This is a genomic window from Balnearium lithotrophicum (assembly GCF_900182585.1).
Classification (GTDB): Bacteria; Aquificota; Aquificia; order Desulfurobacteriales; family Desulfurobacteriaceae; genus Balnearium; species Balnearium lithotrophicum.
This window is the reverse complement of record NZ_FXTM01000026.1, coordinates 1-16,178: the sequence shown is the minus strand read 5'-3', so window position 1 is coordinate 16,178 and position 16,178 is coordinate 1. Positions and strand designations below refer to the sequence as shown.

Here is a 16,178-nt window from a genome sequence, read left to right as displayed (position 1 = left end):
ATCTGAGGTTGTCTTACTCTGTGAGGTCTTTTGTTTCTGTCTTTGAGGCCTTCTAAACCGTACTTTTTGTATCTATTTTTCCATTTGTAGAAGGTGGTTGGACTTATTCCGAAGTATCTGCAGGTTAGTCTTGCATTTTGGTGTTTTTCGTAGTGTTGAATCCATTTAAGTCTTTTTCTCACGTTTGGGTCTTTTGTTAGGTCGAGTTTGGTTTTGATTTTCGTTCCTCTTTTGATTGTTTTTTTGAAGGGTGTATTTGATATGTGCAGGGATGTTCCTTTGAATTTCTTTAATTGTTTCATTGGTGGACACCTCCTTTTGTTGGAGTTTAAATCTTATTTTAGGGTGTCCACCTTCTTTCTGAACTTCAACAGAAATTGTTCTCGTTCAATACATGGTGAGAGCCTCCTTTTATTAAGGTTCAAATGATATTTAGGGTGTCCACTTTTCTAAACTTCAACAAGATTTTAAAACCTTTATAATGTTTAGAACAGTATCTACAGGGGAAAGGAAAGTGGCATCAATTATGAGCTTTGCTTTGAAGTAAAAAGGTAGTCTTTTTAAGTAAAGTTTGAGGAGTTTCTCCTTTCCAAGGAGAACTAATGGTCTATTCTCATCTGATGATATTCTCCTCCAAGTAGTTTTAAAATCTGTTCTAAGAAATACTGAGATGGAATTTTGATTAATTAACTCCATATTGTTAAGATATGTTGGAGTTCCTCCTCCAGTCGATAGAACAAAACTTCTATTTTGATAAAGGAGTTCCTTTAATATTGAACTTTCTATCTTTCGAAATTCGTTTTCTCCCTTTTTCTTAAAAATTTCCGGTATGGACATTCCAACCTGTTCTACTATTAACTCATCTAAATCCAAAAATGGCGTTTTCAATCTTTCACTTAACAGTTTGCCTATGGTTGTTTTTCCAGCTCCCATGAAGCCAACAAGTGTGACTTTCATCTATTTCTCCGGTATAGCAAAGATAGGAGTGTAATCTTTATCTGGTAACTTTCTCTCGATTAATTTTTTCCCCATTACATCTTCCAATATTATAGAGTTTCTATTTCTATTAAAGATATACTTGGTTCTCATACAACCATCAATAGTTTGTATTTTCTTGGATAATACTTTATTTCTAAGGACTATATTTTCTACTTTGTTTAAGTTTAAAATAGCAAACTTGTTGTAATTAACTGGCAATGTGTAAAGCAAAATTGACATCACTAATACTAAAGATAGAATAACACTTATAAACTTTGGAAAACTATCAATTTTATCAACCGGTTCTATCCTTATACTTCCACTTTTTAAAAGTTTAATTAAATCAATAAGAGTGAGATTGTTAGAATGTAAAACTTGAATGGTTAAGGGCTTTTTTAAAGCATAATGAAACTTTAGAAAGGCTGGTACATTCTCAGAGTTAATCTCCGCTATTTCAAATAGCTTAGGAAGTTTTTTTATTTCTCCTAGTAAGGGGGTTGTGAGAAGTTCCTTAAGTTTTTCTTTAGTTAAATACTTATCTACATTATCAGGACATGATTCCTCCGGATTGTTTTCGAAAAATAGGTTCAACGAACTGTGCAACCATTCTTCAACAAACATTTGAATAAATTCTTCTGGTTCTTTCTTTTCTAAGTTATTGAGAATATAAATCTTGTTATTTTCAACACACAAAATTAAACTTCTATTGAGATATGGTAGTTTTAACACAATCTTACCGCTTTTCGTTAAATCTATCAAAAGTAATAGGTCTTCAATTTTTTTTATACTGCCTTTCAACTTTGGCAAACCACCATCCCCAGTATAAAATTTACTAAAAATGAAAGAAGAGACAGAATTAAAAAGGGAAATATTTTTTCCTCAATAAATATTTTCATTCCTACTAAAGTTAGTACATTATAATTTATTTCTTCTCTTCGAAGGGGAGAAATCAAAGATATTATGGTACCTAAAATCAATCCTATAATAAGAAAAAGAAAATAAGAGAAAGAAAAAGTGAAAACTTTATAGTTACTTGGAACGTGTATTAGAATAGGTACCGAAGGTAAAGTAGAAATATCAATCTTTCTGGTAAGTAAAGTATTTTTTATCGCTTCTGCTTTATCTAACTCTAAAAGAGAGGAGTAAGTTAAGTATAAGTTGTACAAAATACTTTCATTTTCCCTGAGAGATAGCGCTTCTGTGAAATAATTCAGAGCTGCTTTATAGTTTCCTCTTTGAAAGGTTACATATCCTAAATCGTTAAGATATATCTGTTTAAGATTTGGAGAATCTAACTTCAAATGTTTAAGTTTTTTCACTAAATCCAGATTTCCCAACGCTATGCCGTTTGTAACTTCCTCCAATATGTACTCATTTTTCTTTTTAAAAGAATCCTTTATGAGAAATTTCGGTGCATATCCATCTCTTTTAACTTTAATTTCGTATAGAAATTTGTTATTTAAGCTTAAGTTAATTATCTGATTTCCTAGAATTTGTAGGATAATAAAAAGTAGGACAAACAATAAAGAAGAAGAAAAAAACTTTATCTTCCTAAGTCTGTACAAAAGTATCGGAATTATTCCAAAAATTGTTAAACTTAGGTTGGTATTAAAACTAGACAAAATAAGTAAACTTACAGATAAAATTGTTAAAATTAATTTATATATATTCCGTAATCTTACAGATTGAAAGAAAAGAACCAGAGTTAAAAAGGATACTGTAAATAAAAAAACTTTTATCCCATTAATAGCAGATAGTACTACTCTCAATACCTCTTTTAAAAGGGTTAAATCTGATTCAGGTAGTGGTTCTATTTTCTCTTTTAGTAAATAGTTAATCTCAGGAACATAGTAGATTGGTAATTTACTCTTTATATTCAAAATATTTTTTACATCTCTTTTCAAAATTTGTTTATTTTTTCCTTCTCGTATATCATTTTCCAATTTTAGAATGGCTTTATCTAGAGTCATGGAGCTAAAATTTTTATTTTGACCTACTGCAAATGCAGAGTTAAAGAACAGAGTTAAGACAATTAATAAATTCGTTAGGACTTTCATAGTTTTTGAACTCTCCCAAATCCCAACTTCGGAAAGCAACAACTTTCTTTCCCAATTTTAATGCATGACCTATTTCACTCAGCGTACCAAAACTTCCTCCAATAGCAACAACGACAGATGAAGCACTTGAAACAACTAAAACGTTTCTTGCATGTCCCAATCCAGTCGGAATTTTAATATCAACATAGGGATTTGAAACAGTGTCATAGTGAGGAAGTATTCCGACAGTTATGCCCCCTCCCTCCTTTGCTCCCTTACTTGCTCCCTCCATAACTCCAAAAAGTCCGCCGGTTACGAGAATGTAGCCCTTTTCCGCTATGAGCTTTCCTGCCTGGTAGGCAGTTTCGTAAAGGGAGCTCCCCTCAGGAGCTCTCCCATCACCTATAACGGAAACTACTCTCACCTTTTCCTCTTTAAGTATTCGACTAAGGGTTCTTTAACCTCCACAAGTCCTAACTCGGTTATTTCCATGAGGTGTAACCTCGTATCGTGACCACAGAGACGGCAACCATCAATCCTGAATAGCCTAACGATATCTCCAAGCTCCTTTTTAAACTCCCTTGCCCTCGAAGCTGAAAGGAGAATCTCCTTTGAGAGAACCATGGTGCAATCAACTATATGGCCTACGGCGTATCCACCTGCTGCCTCAGCTGAAAGTTCGTCGTGTCCGCTCCTCTTCTGAGAAACGAAGATTGCCGTTTGATACCACTTCTTCATAAAGTTGAAAAATGCCCTGACGATTGAACGGGCCAACATTTCCTTAGCCTCGTATAGCCCCGTGATTGAATCAATAACAGTCCTGTGACAGTGGTAGGTCCTGTAAACATATGCAAGCGTATCAAGCATTGTAGGGATGTCATCCCTTAACCGTGAGTTGCTTGCTGCATCAATCAGGATTATGTTGTCCTCAATCTCATCAAAGTCTATTCTCATTGCAGTAGCCCTTTCCCTTAAACCTGCAGCAACAAAGGTGGCAGGGCTCTCAACCGTAATGAAGCACACCTTTTGTCCCATTGATGCCTGCTTAACAGCAAACTGTTCTGCCATTAAGCTCTTTCCGGTATCAGGCATACCTGTAAGGTTTACAACGGCGTACTCTGGAATTCCACCTAAAGGCTTTCTAACGGGCTTTCCATCCTCCATTTCAACCTTGAAAAACAGGTCATCCAACCCCTTAACACCCGAAGGAACTCCCCGAATTTCCGGAGCTCTCTTAACAGCCTCTCCTAAAACATAGACGTAGTCCTTCATAACTTGGGGCTGTCTTTCACTGTAGCTGTATCCCTCTGCCATCTCTCCCTCCTACTAACTATTTTTTATCAAGCCTACTCCCCAGTTTAGGAGTTTTTCAGTTACCTCTCTACTTGGAGTCTCTGCATAAACTCTAAAGACCGGTTCTGTACCTGAAGGCCTGAAGAGAATCCACGAATCATTCTCGAATATGATTTTAACTCCATCAATCGTTAAGACCCTATCAACCTTTAGACCTTCCCACTCTTTTGGAGGTTTTTCCCTTATCCTTTCAAGTGCTCTTCTCTCCTCCTCCTTCACAGGTAGGTCAATTCTCTTGTAGTACGCAGTTCCAAACTCGCTAAACAGGTCTTCAACCATCTGAGAGACTGTCTTTTCCTCTGCAAGCATTTTCTCAACAATAAAGAGACCCATTAAAAGGCCATCCCTTTCGGGTAGATAATCTATAAGTGCATATCCTCCACTCTCCTCCCCACCGAAGAGAACCTTTTCTCTAACAACCAATTCGGAAATGTTCTTAAATCCGACAGGAACTTCAACCAACTCCAGCCCCAACTTCCTGCAGACCCTATCGACCAAGTATCCCGTACTCACAGTCTTTGCAACAATTCCATCCCTCTTTCCCCTGTTTCTCACAACGTGAAGGAGAAGGAGAGCATAAACTATCTGGGAATTAACAAAGTTTCCGTTTTCATCAACAATACCAACCCTGTCCCCATCTCCATCGTGGGCTATTCCTATGTCCGCTTTGAGAGCTCTGACCTTCTCCTTCAGCGTAGTTATGTTTTCTTCAACTATCGGCTCTGGGTGTTTACCCCCAAAAAGAGGGTCCCTGTAGGAGTGAATCTCTGTAATCTCAGACTTTGTTCCAAGGAGAGCTCTGAAGAGGAGTCCCTGCTGTGCACCGTACATTGGGTCGTGAACAATCTTTACTGACTTCTCTTTAAACAGGGAGAGCTCTACCTGTCCTCTCACTCCCTCAACGTAGGGAGTTATTAAATCCAATCTCTTAAACTTTCCTGTTGGTCTCTCCTTTCCTTCAACTTTTGGAATTTCCTCCTCTATCCTGTTTGTGAACTCCGTTCTTGCTGCACCTCCGAACGACTCCTTAACCTTGTACCCGTTGTACTTTCCATAGTTGTGTGAGGCTGTGATAACGATTCCGTTGTCAAAATTTCCGTACTTTGTGTTGTAGGAAACAGCAGGTGTGGGCGAAAATGTATCTGAGAGATAGACATCAAAGCCCATTCCAGCAAGGGTTTCTGCAACAAACTTTCCATACTCCTCAGATAGAAACCTTAAATCGTAACCTACAACTACCCTTTTAGCTCCGTCCTTTTTCAGGACTTCACCGTGTGCCATTGTTACCCTTTTTAGGTTTTCGAAGGTAAAATCCTTAGAAATTACCCCTCTCCAACCATCCGTACCGAACTTAATCACGATTCCTCCTTAAATAAAAAATATCTGTAAAGCTCCAATGAAAAACCCTAAAATTCCCCCCATAAGGGTAATATATTTTAGCTCTTCACTTATTATTTTAAGTATTATCTCCTCAACCTCTTCTATGGGGAGACTGTCTATCTTGTTTTTAACAATTCCCTCTATATCAAGGGCTTTCATTATTACAGGGAGCTCTACCTCAATAACCTTCAAAAGTTCCGACGAAACTATCTCTGAGAGCTCCTTTCTGTACCTACCTACAAACCAGACCACAAACTTTGAGATTTCAGAGGATAGCTTTTTCCTCTCCTCATCTGAGAATCTCTTTTTCCTTATTTGGTCTAAATACCCCTTTAGAGCTCTCTTTAAAAAATCCCTTACCTTTAACCACCCTTTTGAGTCTGTGTTAATTTCCTTTCTTAAGAGCTCCTGAACCTTTGTCCATAGAAGTTTTGAAATTTTGAGTCTGAACTCTGGAGACTCTGCGCTCCTTTCAATTAGTGACGTTACATAGTCTGTAGCCTTTTCGCTGAAAGAAGAAACTAATTTGTCAGTCAAAATTGGCAGTATGCCCCTCAATTTTTCAAGATTTTCCCTAATCAGTGAGTAAACGACATCCCTAAATTCAGGTTTCTCTGCTTCCTCTATCAGTAGATTAACAAGCTCCTCTATCTTCTCATCTATAATTTTCTCCAACTCTCCTTTAAACTTTTCAGGAAGGAGCTCCTCAACCCGTTTACCGTTGATTCCACGAACGATTAGGTCAACAAGACCTTCCAACTCACCTTCAATGAAGGAAAAATCAACGTAATCCCCTATTTCCCTTTCTGAAAACCTCTCAAAAAACGTAAGAAAAAGCTCTTCAGCTCTGTCCTCAAATTTGGAGAACATCCTTTCAGTGAGGATAAGCAGACTCTTTCTAACCTCCTCCTCGTTTAAACGGGAGCGTATAACCTCCTCTGTTAATAGGTTTTCCTTAACGACCTTTGCAATTGCCTCAGAGATTTTCTCCCTCTTTGATGGAATGAGACCAGGAGTAAAGGGAACCCTTCTTCCAAAAACGTAGTAGGCCCTGTAGGGCTTAAAAATCATCTTTACGGCAATGTAGTTTGTGAAGTAACCGATTAGAGCTCCAACAACTGGCGGAACGATGTAGTTAACCAAGGATAAATTCCTCCAGAACGGTATATTTTGGTCCACTTGGAGTTAACTTACTTTCGACGAGAGAAACTTTATTCTCTAACCTTTCAGCAAACAGGAAATTCTTCATTTTAAATAGGTACGAGTTAAACTTTCCCCTGTGTCTAAAGTGTTTAATTCTTAGGAGTGTAACGTGGGGGGTAAAATCTTCTTCAGGTGAGAATCCAAAAACCATGAGTGACTGGTCAATTCTCCTCTTTACTTCATTTAGCTCCTCTGACTCAACTCCAATCCAAAGAACTTTAGGAATTCCCCTGTTTCTAAAAACACCGAGCCCCCTGTACTTTACCTTTGGAGGTTTAATCCCTTTCAATCTTCCCTTTAGGGCAAGTCCAATCTGAGGAATTTTCTCCTCCTCAACCTCACCTAAAAATCTGTAGGTAAAATGGAGGTTCTCCCTCTCAACCCACTTCCCGGTAATGTTAAGTTTGTCCATCTCCTCTTTAACCAAGTGGAGATTTGGAATTTGAACCATCGTTCCTACAAAGAGCCTCTTCTTTGCCAATTTCCTACCTCCAGAGTTAGAATAATTTTATATAAAGTGTTGGGAGGGAAATTTGAAAAAACGAACAAAAATAGTTGCAACGTTAGGACCTGCCTCAAGTAGTGAAAAAGTCCTTGAGAGAATGGTTCAATCGGGACTTGACGTTGTAAGGTTAAACATGTCCCACGGAACAAAGGAAGAACACCTTGAGAGAATAAACCTTGTGAGAAAAATTGAGGATAGAACGGAAAAGTCAATTCCAGTACTTATGGATTTGTGTGGTCCTAAGATAAGAATTGGGAAGCTTCCAAAGGAACCTCTCTTCCTCCACAGGGGAGACAGAGTTGTTCTAACAACTGGAGAACCTGAGAAGGGAAAGATTCCAGTTAACTATCCGGAGCTCCACAAGGAGGTAAAAAAGGGAGAAATTATCCTCCTTGCCGATGGTGCCTTTAGATTAAAGGTAAAAGAGGTGAGAGGGAGGGATATTGTTACCGAAGTTTTAGTTGGCGGCCCACTAACCTCCCACAAAGGAGTAAACCTTCCCCACTCAAAGCTGTCGGTTCCGGCGCTAACGGAGAAGGACAGGGAGGACGTTAAATTTGGAGTTGAAGCTGGCGTTGATTTAATAGCCCTTTCGTTTGTGAGAAAGGCCAAGGATGTTCTGGAATTAAAGGAACTCTTGAATGAACTTGGGGCTAACATACCCGTAGTAGCTAAGATAGAAAAGCCTGAGGCTGTTAAGAACATTGATGAAATAATTTCAGTCTCCGACGGAATAATGGTTGCAAGGGGAGATTTAGGGGTGGAGCTCCCCATAGAAAAGGTTCCACTGATTCAGAAACAGCTCATCAGGAAAGCAAACGAATCCGGAAAACCTGTAATAACTGCAACTCAGATGCTAAAGTCCATGGTTGACCTTCCAATGCCAACAAGGGCCGAGGTAACGGACATCGCAAATGCTGTTTTAGATGGGACTGATGCCCTAATGCTTTCGGAGGAAACTGCTGTTGGTAAGTACCCTGTAAAGGTTGTAAGAACTATGACAAAAGTCGCTCATGAGGCTGAGAGAATCTACCCGTACAAAAGGTACTCTGAACTCCCTGCCAAAACACTTCAGGACTCACTTGCGAAGTCTGCCTGCAACCTCTCAAGGGAGGTAAAAGTTAAGGCTATCGTTCCCTTTACAAGAAGTGGAGCTACAGCTTTAGCCGTTGCAAAGTTTAGGCCTCCCGTTCCAATATTTGCAGTGACCCACGACAGGGAAACCTTCAGAAGGTTGAACTTGGTTTGGGGAGTAACTCCCTTTTTAACCCTACCTGCAGACTCAACGGACAGGATAATTTCCCAGTCAATCGAGGTTGCAAAAAGGAAAAAAATAGCAAAGGTTGGAGATAGGATAATAGTGCTTGCTGGAGCTCCAACGGGAGTTCCTGGAACGACAAACCTCTTAAAGGTTGTAACCGTTAGGTGAGGTTTAAAGTGAAGAGAACGGTAGGAATCCTAATCTTCATTCTCCTTTCCCTTCTCATATTTTCTCAAAGTTGGGACTTAAACGTTAGAAAGGGACTCTTGGTTCTCTCATTTGCAGGGGTATTCTGGATTTTTGAGGTACTTCCTCTCTCAGTCACTGCCCTTTCAGTTCCGGTTTTGGGGGTTTTACTTGGAATAGACTCTGTTAAGGGAGCTCTCTCCTCGTTTGCCCACCCGATTATATTCCTGTTCTTAGGAGGATTTGCACTTGCAACGGCACTTCAAAAGTACTCACTCGATAGGTTAATAGCCTACAAAATCGTATCCCTTGCCAGAGGTTCAGTTTTTGCTTCATCCATTTTCCTCTTTGGAGTTGTGGCATTCATATCGATGTGGATAAGTAACACTTCAACAACTGCAATGGCACTTCCCTTGGCTCTGGGAATCTTGGGAGCTTCAAAGTCAGACTGGAGACTTAAACACTTCATTCTCTTGGGAGTTGCCTACTCTGCAAGTGTTGGAGGAATAGGAACGTTAGTTGGAAGTCCTCCAAACGGAATCACTGCAGCAGAGTTGGGAATGGGATTTACAGACTGGCTTAGGTTCGGTCTTCCGACAGTTTTAGTTCTTTTTCCCATTTTAATTGTTACTCTCCTCTTGGTTTTTAGACCCAACTTTTCCGGTTCATTCACTTTGGAGAGCTTGGAATTTAAATTAGGGAAAAAAGAGATTTTAGTTCTCTTTGTCTTTTTGACTACAGTTATTCTCTGGCTCTTTGGAAAGCCTATTTCTCACCTTATCGGGGTTAAGAAGTACTTCGATGCCGTTGTTGCCATTTTTGCAGTCATCCTCCTGTTCGTATTTAACCTTTTAAACTGGAGGGAGTTAGAGGAAGGAACCGACTGGGGAACACTCGTTTTGTTTGGTGGTGGAATAACCCTTTCACACTTTCTAAAGATTACAGGAGGAAGTAAGTTTATAGCGAACTCTCTGGTTGAACTTGTCTCTTCCCTTCCTCAGATTCTCATAGTTTTTTCCGTAGTTCTCTTTATGATTTTTGCAACTGAGCTTATGAGCAATACGGCAACGGCGGCAATTTTTGTTCCAATTCTAATATCTGCCGGAAAGACCTTAGGAATAAACCCTGTTGAAATTGCAATCCCTGCAGGAATTGCAGCCTCCTGTGCCTTTATGCTACCTGTTGCTACTCCTCCCAATGCAATAGTCTACGGTACGGGAGAAGTGGAGCAGAAAAATATGCTTAAAACGGGATTTATCCTGAATATTACTTTTGCCCTTGCAATAACTTTTGTAGCTTACTTACTCTGTAAGCTCTGAATACCTACTCCGTAAAATTCCTGTCTCGTAGTAGACCTTAGCAACTGCCTGTCTGTAGTTGGATAGGGCAGAAACGTAGTTGCTCCTTGCACTGTTTAAGGCTGTTTGTGTGTCTAAGAGCTCCGTTATGGTTGCAAGTCCGTTTTTATACCTCTTTTCAACAATTCTAAGGGTCTCCTGAGCCGACTTAATGGCACTTCTTGCAAGTTCAACCCTCTTTTTGGCCGAGAGGAAATCGTAGTAGGCCTTTGAAACCTGAAATGCTATTCCCTTTTTAACCTGCTCCCTGTACTCCTTAACCTTTAATCTCTCTATTCTACTTTTCCTTAAGTTGTAGAATTTCTCTCCACCGCTAAATAGATTTAAAGATGCCCTTACTCCCACAGCCCAGCTTGAGTTTTCCTTGTTCCAGGGAGCGGTATCATCTGCAGAAAAGACCTGTCCAAATGCCCCTATCTGGGGTAAAAAGTTCCCCTTTGCCATCTTCTCCAAGTCCTCTGTCTGTGACAGCCTTAACTCCATCTCCTTTATTTCAGGCCTCTCTTTTAGGGCGGTTCTTATCAGGTCGTCAAGGTCAAAGTCATATTCCCTGTAGGTTAAATCACCATCAACATTAATCTCCCCTTTTGGGAATTCTCCCATTGAGACCTTTAGAGCTCTTAGGGCAACCTCGTAATTACTTTTAGCCTTTACTAAATTCTCCTCCATTTGCTCTAAGTAAACCTTTGCTCTTAAAACGTCAGACTTTAAACCCAAACCAGACCTGTAGACTACTTCTGCATCTTTTACATGTTTTCTTGCATCCCTTACTGCCAACTCTGCAGTTTCAACGAAAGCCTTTGCCGTTAAAACAGAGTAGTACGCCTTCACAACGCTATAGATGACCTCGTTTTCGTTCTTCCTTAGGTCCTCCTTTGAAACCTTTACCTCCTTCTTTGCAAGGGAAACGGCACTTCTTAACTTTCCTCCCATCCAGATAGGAAGCTTAACCTCGAGGCCTGTTTTAAAGAGCTGGGATTTACCAGGGTCGTTGAAGTTTGTATTGAACATGTCAAGCTTTTTCACTTCCATTCTGTTCATTACTGCGTAGGGTGGGTCTGTTGTCTTGTTGTACTCTGAAAAGAGGTTTACGCTTGGAAGTAGCTTAGCCTTTGCCATCTTGTAGTCGTAAAATTTCTCCTTAACCTCTTCCCTCTTTGCCCTTATAAGGTTGTTCTTTTCAATGGCAGTTTTAACAGCATCGGAGAGCGTAATTCCGTAAGCATTCCCAGCACCGAAGAGTATTAGGAGAGAAAGTGCCTTTAGCTTCATTCCATCCTCTCTTAATTCGAAAATTACAATCAATTTATACTTAGGTATCTGTTTTTAGTCAAGTTTTACTAAATCAACTTCTCCTGAAATGACAAATTTACCCTCTATCAGGGATATGCAACCTGTATTAAACCTTAAAAGCTCCTCACTCTTTCTCTTTGCCTCATCAATACTTCTACTGTTCCCGAGGTATGTTGCACTGCAGTCGGTAACTATGGGGTTTCCACCAATTACGGTAGCTATCTGTACGTTTCCTAAACTTAAGGAGTGGCCGAACTTACTTGAGGATGAGGAAATTCCCCACTTCCCCGGTTTGAGCTCCACCCCTAACTTCCCCAAAAACTTGGGCTCCCTCGTAAAAATTGAAACAACCGTTTTCCTTTTCAGTGAAAGGTAAATGTCTCCTCCATTTTCTACTATGTACTCCTCCAGTCCGAAACTTTCAATTCTCCTTCCCAAAAATAACGAAACCGCTCCGGCAACTCCCGCCATTGGCCCAACACCTACAATTTTTGAGGCACCCGCCATCTCCCTTACAATTTTTGGGGAGAGTAAAGGGACTTTGACGGGTGTTAACGACCTGTAGAATTCAGGGAATTTCTCAATAAAGCTCTTTATCTGTTCCCTGATTAAAATGAGGTAGTTAAGGAGCTCCTTTTTCAGTTCCCCACAAAAACTCCCTTCAGGAACGGCAATCCATACGTCGCTCTCCCCCGATACCAAGTTAAAGCTCACAAATCCTTTAGGTTTCTGTAGAGCTCTGTAGAACCTCTTTTCAGGAAGGAGCAAGTCAGAGCTCCTCAATGAGTTTTGATATCTCTTTTGACCTTTCAAACGAGGACTTTAAGGCCTCTATGAGCGATGACCTAAATCCCTTCTCCTCAAGCTTTGCAATTCCTTCAATTGTAGTTCCTGCAGGAGATGTAACAGAGTCCTTCAAAAGGGAAGGGTTCTCCTCCCTTGCCATAATTGAAGAGCCAATTAAAGTTTCCACAACAAGTTCCTTCGCTTTATCCCTCGGCAGTCCAAGCCTAACAGCTCCATCACACATTGCCTCGATTAGAACGAAGAAGAAAGCTGGGGAGCTCCCCGAAACTGCAGTAACAGCGTCAAAAAGCTTCTCATCAATATCAACAACTCTACCGGTTTGGGAAAGGAGCTCCTTTACAGTTCTTCTCTCCTCATCCAAGAGCCTGAGATTGTCACAGTATGCGGTGACCCCGTGACCTACCTTTACTAAAATGTTTGGCATGATTCTTACAACCTTCTTATCATCACCCACAAACTCCTCGATTTTCCTAATTGGGAAGCCGGCAGCCATAGAAACCAAAATTTGAGCTGGAGAAACAACAGGTGAAATTTCCCTCAGAACGGATGGAAGAACCTGGGGTTTTACGGCTAAGAACAAAACATCGCAATTTGTAACAACGTCAATATTTTTTAAAGAAACTTTTACTCCAAACTTTTCACTTAGATACCTTATTCTTTCCTCACTTACGTCGGAAACAATTACCTGAGACGGCAGTAGAATTTGCCCATTGATGAAAGTTCCTATAAAGGCTTCCGCCATATTACCGCCGCCGATAAAGCCCACTCTTAAATTCATCTCCATCTCCTTTCATTTTTTAAGTAGAGGCCTATATTATAATTCCAACAGAGCCCGGGTGGCGGAACTGGCAGACGCGAGGGACTCAAAATCCCTTGGGCGCAAGCCCGTGCGGGTTCGATTCCCGCCCCGGGCACCAATGTCTAAACTAATCCTTCCAATGATTTCCCGCCAAAACTCCATTTGGAATCATTTGGAATCTTTTGGAATTATTCGGAATTTTTGAGTGCAGTTTTGCACCCAATTTGCACCCAGTTTCACTCAATCAAAATTGACTGATTTCTATCCTATTTTTCTTTGAACTTTGGGAACCGTCTTTAAGAGTTATTTTGATTGCTCCGCTGATTGTGGGCTGATAGGCGTAGCTTGCTCCATAACCCCCGTAGCTTAAGAAAGCGGGAACGTTGATGTAATAAGTTTTATGCTCTTTAATCCTATCGTGCTTTTTATCTATAATGTACTTAACATCCGTGGTCATAATGAAGTCGTGGGTGTGTCCCATCAGGATTATGTCAGCGTTGGGTAAAATTCCGCCCATCCTGTGGAGGTTATTTATCTTTCCACCCTTTAGCCTCCCTCCTCCGACTCCGTGATGAGCTCCGATGAAATAAGAGAGATTCTTTAAACGGAGCTTAACAACAACAAAGTTAGGAGAGTATCTGTCCTCTATTCCAAGCTTCGCACAAAACATCCTCATAATATCAAGCCCAACTGTTTTACTGATTCTCCTTTCGTGATTCCCGGAAATAACTGCAAGGATTTTGTCTTTGATTGGTTTTAGAAGCTCCTTTGCTATTCTAAACTCTGTCTCGATAGGGTCAGCTGTGTAAGGGTCTCCCTTGCTTCCGATAATTGCAGTTTCGAATAAATCGCCTAAGAGAATAGTTCTCGCATTTTCTTTTTCCCGGATATAGCGGACTACCCTTTCTATTTCTCTTAAATTACTTTCAGGAGAGCCGAGGTGAAGGTCTGACAGAGGGATTAGTTCTATTTCTTCTTTCCCTGTTTTGTAGGTTAGGAACTTCATATCAAATAAAGCTCCAGGGTTCTATTTATCCAGCCTCTAAAGAACTTCCTTAAAACTTTCTTTTTATCGGTTATTTCTTTATAGTAAAGCTCCCTTTGGAGCAAATAATCTCTTAATAGAGTTCCGATGTGGCATTCTTTAAGAGTGCTTACTGTAATTGGGCCTACAATTCCGTCAACGTAGAGCTTAAATCCCTGTTTATTGATTGCCCTTTGGAGAATTTTCCCTGCAGTTCTTATTCCGGTATTTACGGCCGTGTCAAAGTGGTAGATAGCAAGTTTAGGATGGTAAGCCTCTAAATCAGGGCATTTCGCTTTTAACCAGTAATCTTTCCAATAAATCTCTTTTGCCTGCTCTTTTGTTAGGCTCTTGATATCAAGGTTAGGGTACTGCTTTTTAGAAATACCGAATTTTGTTTCACTTCCGGGGTCATCCTTATCGTTTACGTATCCGCCTTCAAACCTCATTAAAAGCTCAAAAGCTTTATCAAAATTTCTCATAGCTTTCCTATAAAGTGCTTGGCAATCTCGATTAGTATGGGTTCAAGTATGGCTATAACTGCTATTCCTGCATAAACGATTCTTTCAAGCCGTGATATTCTTTTTTCAAAGTCAACCATTCCGTCGGCGTGATTGGCCTGTTCTTTTTTTAGGTTCCCAAGTTCTGCTTTTATTTCCTGAACAGTTCCATATATCTCAAGTAAGAGCTTTTCTGTGTCAATAGCCATTACGAACTCCGCTGGATTGAGCTTTTTCAAGAAGCTTTAAGAACGTGTAAGGATTGAGTAAGACTCCATCGTAAGGGGCTTTTTCTCCTTTCTTCATCCAATGAGTGCGAATTTGCGGGTCCTTTACCTGTACCGTACTACAGCTCATCATCGTGAACGATATGAGAAACAAGCTCAGCAGTTTTCTTGTCATCCCTTTCCTCTATAACCTCAAGGAGTTTCTGGCGGGATAGCTCGTATCCCGCCTTTTTATAGAGCTTCCAAGCAAGTTTCAAAATCTCAACGAATTCAAGAAAAGTTTTCATTTGATTTTCTTCTCCGCTTTAACTCTTCCGTAGATAGCTAAAAGACTTCCAACCAACGCAGCTGCTGCACTCGCAAAAGCAGTTGTTTCGTTGATAAGAACCTGCTTTGTCTGCTCGTCTATTTGAACTCCGAAAAAACCTAAAACAATAGCGAAAATAGTTACCACCGCACCCCAAATGGCTTTTGATTCGTACCACTTTTTAGTTTCATTCATACTTCACCTCTCTCAATTAGCTTTGCGTTTTTAGAAAGAAGAAAGTTGTAAAACCCGTCAGGGCTAAATTTCCATCCTGGAACTTCTTTTGGGGCGAACCCAGAGAAGGCTAATCCCTCATAGCAGCCTTCGGAACAGAAAAAACCTCCATTAGAAGTAAAGAAAGGTAGTACAAACCCGATAACACCAATGTAGTTGTAGGGAAAGCATCTATCAGCAAGGAAACGATAGAAACGCATTGCTTCCTTGTATTGCTTCTTATTAACCTCAATTGAGTAGATTTCATACGGAGTTCCTTCTGTATGTTTTTTAAGACTTGAATACTGCCAGTAAACTCCGTGTTTGATATTCCCCCATGCTTCTATGAGGCATCCTTTTTCTTTATCAAACACAGCAACATGAGAGAACGTGGAGCGGGTAAAAAACTTAATCAGTTTAGACAGGGGACTTAACCCCTCAAAAAACACAAAACATAGAGGTTTCAACTCATACCTCTAAAGGAATTTGGGAATAGGTATCCTCACAGAGCTTTTTAACGTCTAACTGTAGTAGTTCCTCAAGTGTCATAGAATCAACTTGGTTTTCAAGTTCAGCCTCTTTAGCCCAGATTTCCTCTTTCCAATTCAGAATCTTGGCTATCTCTACTCCTCTTTGGAGTAAAGGAAGAATTTTCTGGACGGTTTCATCTGAAAGCCCTCTGTCTTTGAGTTCTTTGATTGCATCATCTTCTGTATATTGTCCCGCAATGAACAGAGCTATCTTCTGC

At 40.1% G+C, this 16,178-nt stretch carries 21 protein-coding genes and 1 tRNA gene; 3 read left to right on the top strand and 19 right to left on the bottom strand.

The window, feature by feature from the left end:
* The 9 genes from FN732_RS08530 to thpR form a co-directional block, all read right to left on the bottom strand.
* Positions 1-302 (bottom strand): helix-turn-helix domain-containing protein (locus FN732_RS08530; protein WP_142933554.1); only part of this gene is annotated, 302 nt, incomplete at its 3' end.
* A 154-nt stretch (positions 303-456) separates the two neighbouring features.
* Positions 457-957: a shikimate kinase gene (locus tag FN732_RS08525; protein ID WP_142936137.1), complete on the bottom strand. Its 501-nt coding sequence runs from the start codon at positions 955-957 to the stop codon at positions 457-459.
* The gene (locus FN732_RS08520; protein ID WP_142936136.1) at positions 958-1,785 is read right to left on the bottom strand and encodes a hypothetical protein; all 828 of its coding nucleotides are present in this window, start codon (positions 1,783-1,785) and stop codon (positions 958-960) included.
* Positions 1,773-3,035 (bottom strand): tetratricopeptide repeat protein, encoded by a 1,263-nt coding sequence (locus tag FN732_RS08515; RefSeq protein WP_142936135.1) that lies wholly within the window; start codon positions 3,033-3,035, stop codon positions 1,773-1,775. The genes FN732_RS08520 and FN732_RS08515 overlap by 13 nt, the downstream gene beginning before the upstream one ends.
* Complete coding sequence (locus tag FN732_RS08510; protein WP_142936134.1) at positions 2,989-3,438, bottom strand: TIGR00725 family protein; 450 nt, start codon at positions 3,436-3,438, stop codon at positions 2,989-2,991. Before FN732_RS08510 ends, FN732_RS08515 begins: the two co-directional genes overlap by 47 nt.
* Entirely contained in the window at positions 3,435-4,328 is an 894-nt protein-coding gene (locus FN732_RS08505; protein ID WP_142936133.1) for a KaiC domain-containing protein, read from the bottom strand. The genes FN732_RS08510 and FN732_RS08505 overlap by 4 nt, the downstream gene beginning before the upstream one ends.
* A 12-nt stretch (positions 4,329-4,340) precedes the next feature.
* Entirely contained in the window at positions 4,341-5,726 is a 1,386-nt protein-coding gene (locus FN732_RS08500) for a phosphoglucomutase/phosphomannomutase family protein (RefSeq protein ID WP_142936132.1), read from the bottom strand.
* Between the two features lie 9 nt (positions 5,727-5,735).
* The gene (locus FN732_RS08495) at positions 5,736-6,890 is read right to left on the bottom strand and encodes a DUF445 domain-containing protein (RefSeq protein ID WP_185954301.1); all 1,155 of its coding nucleotides are present in this window, start codon (positions 6,888-6,890) and stop codon (positions 5,736-5,738) included.
* Positions 6,883-7,431 (bottom strand): RNA 2',3'-cyclic phosphodiesterase, encoded by a 549-nt coding sequence (thpR, locus tag FN732_RS08490; protein WP_142936130.1) that lies wholly within the window; start codon positions 7,429-7,431, stop codon positions 6,883-6,885. The genes FN732_RS08495 and thpR overlap by 8 nt, the downstream gene beginning before the upstream one ends.
* Positions 7,432-7,483: 52 nt before the next feature.
* On the opposite strand from thpR, the gene pyk reads away from it, so the two are divergent.
* Together pyk and FN732_RS08480 are read left to right on the top strand one after the other, a co-directional pair.
* Positions 7,484-8,884: a pyruvate kinase gene (gene pyk, locus FN732_RS08485; RefSeq protein WP_142936129.1), complete on the top strand. Its 1,401-nt coding sequence runs from the start codon at positions 7,484-7,486 to the stop codon at positions 8,882-8,884.
* A gap of 8 nt (positions 8,885-8,892) precedes the next feature.
* On the top strand, positions 8,893-10,221 hold the full coding sequence (locus FN732_RS08480; RefSeq protein WP_142936128.1) for an SLC13 family permease: 1,329 nt from the start codon (positions 8,893-8,895) through the stop codon (positions 10,219-10,221).
* On the opposite strand, the gene FN732_RS08475 is transcribed toward FN732_RS08480, so the two are convergent.
* The 3 genes from FN732_RS08475 to proC are packed head-to-tail and all read right to left on the bottom strand — an operon-like array spanning position 10,204 to position 13,138.
* A complete protein-coding gene (locus FN732_RS08475; RefSeq protein ID WP_142936127.1) occupies positions 10,204-11,532 on the bottom strand; it encodes a TolC family protein in 1,329 nt (442 codons plus the stop codon). The two genes, FN732_RS08480 and FN732_RS08475, sit on opposite strands and share 18 nt — an antisense overlap.
* 54 nt (positions 11,533-11,586) lie before the next feature.
* Positions 11,587-12,321, bottom strand: coding sequence for a UPF0280 family protein (locus FN732_RS08470; RefSeq protein WP_142936126.1), 735 nt, complete (start codon positions 12,319-12,321; stop codon positions 11,587-11,589).
* 1 nt (position 12,322) lies between these two features.
* The gene (gene proC, locus FN732_RS08465) at positions 12,323-13,138 is read right to left on the bottom strand and encodes a pyrroline-5-carboxylate reductase (RefSeq protein ID WP_142936125.1); all 816 of its coding nucleotides are present in this window, start codon (positions 13,136-13,138) and stop codon (positions 12,323-12,325) included.
* A gap of 52 nt (positions 13,139-13,190) precedes the next feature.
* On the opposite strand from proC, the gene FN732_RS08460 reads away from it, so the two are divergent.
* Positions 13,191-13,277 (top strand) — tRNA-Leu (locus tag FN732_RS08460).
* A gap of 126 nt (positions 13,278-13,403) precedes the next feature.
* Here FN732_RS08460 and FN732_RS08455 read toward each other — a convergent pair.
* From FN732_RS08455 to FN732_RS09600, 7 genes are all read right to left on the bottom strand, one after another.
* Entirely contained in the window at positions 13,404-14,165 is a 762-nt protein-coding gene (locus tag FN732_RS08455; RefSeq protein ID WP_142936124.1) for a metallophosphoesterase, read from the bottom strand.
* A complete protein-coding gene (locus FN732_RS08450; protein WP_185954300.1) occupies positions 14,162-14,632 on the bottom strand; it encodes a glycoside hydrolase family 108 protein in 471 nt (156 codons plus the stop codon). Before FN732_RS08450 ends, FN732_RS08455 begins: the two co-directional genes overlap by 4 nt.
* 29 nt (positions 14,633-14,661) lie before the next feature.
* Positions 14,662-14,892, bottom strand: a complete 231-nt coding sequence (locus FN732_RS08445) for a hypothetical protein (protein WP_142936122.1) — start codon at positions 14,890-14,892, stop codon at positions 14,662-14,664.
* Positions 14,893-15,029: 137 nt separating this feature from the next.
* The gene (locus FN732_RS09605) at positions 15,030-15,197 is read right to left on the bottom strand and encodes a hypothetical protein (RefSeq protein WP_185954299.1); all 168 of its coding nucleotides are present in this window, start codon (positions 15,195-15,197) and stop codon (positions 15,030-15,032) included.
* Entirely contained in the window at positions 15,194-15,412 is a 219-nt protein-coding gene (locus FN732_RS08440; RefSeq protein WP_142936121.1) for a hypothetical protein, read from the bottom strand. Before FN732_RS08440 ends, FN732_RS09605 begins: the two co-directional genes overlap by 4 nt.
* Entirely contained in the window at positions 15,409-15,897 is a 489-nt protein-coding gene (locus tag FN732_RS08435) for a hypothetical protein (protein ID WP_142936120.1), read from the bottom strand. The genes FN732_RS08440 and FN732_RS08435 overlap by 4 nt, the downstream gene beginning before the upstream one ends.
* Position 15,898: 1 nt before the next feature.
* The coding region (locus FN732_RS09600; protein ID WP_185954297.1) for a hypothetical protein at positions 15,899-16,178 on the bottom strand (280 nt) is incomplete at its 5' end.

Excerpts from the sequence above, each read along its gene's own strand:
- proC (WP_142936125.1), bottom strand. The coding sequence starts at position 13,138 with ATGAATTTAAGAGTGGGCTTTATCGGCGGCGGTAATATGGCGGAAGCC.
- FN732_RS08440 (WP_142936121.1), bottom strand. The coding sequence starts at position 15,412 with ATGAATGAAACTAAAAAGTGGTACGAATCAAAAGCCATTTGGGGTGCG.
- FN732_RS08475 (WP_142936127.1), bottom strand. The coding sequence starts at position 11,532 with ATGAAGCTAAAGGCACTTTCTCTCCTAATACTCTTCGGTGCTGGGAAT.
- FN732_RS08505 (WP_142936133.1), bottom strand. The coding sequence starts at position 4,328 with ATGGCAGAGGGATACAGCTACAGTGAAAGACAGCCCCAAGTTATGAAG.
- FN732_RS08450 (WP_185954300.1), bottom strand. The coding sequence starts at position 14,632 with ATGAGGTTTGAAGGCGGATACGTAAACGATAAGGATGACCCCGGAAGT.
- FN732_RS08445 (WP_142936122.1), bottom strand. The coding sequence starts at position 14,892 with ATGGCTATTGACACAGAAAAGCTCTTACTTGAGATATATGGAACTGTT.
- FN732_RS08455 (WP_142936124.1), bottom strand. The coding sequence starts at position 14,165 with ATGAAGTTCCTAACCTACAAAACAGGGAAAGAAGAAATAGAACTAATC.
- FN732_RS09605 (WP_185954299.1), bottom strand. The coding sequence starts at position 15,197 with ATGAAAACTTTTCTTGAATTCGTTGAGATTTTGAAACTTGCTTGGAAG.
- FN732_RS08525 (WP_142936137.1), bottom strand. The coding sequence starts at position 957 with ATGAAAGTCACACTTGTTGGCTTCATGGGAGCTGGAAAAACAACCATA.
- FN732_RS08515 (WP_142936135.1), bottom strand. The coding sequence starts at position 3,035 with ATGAAAGTCCTAACGAATTTATTAATTGTCTTAACTCTGTTCTTTAAC.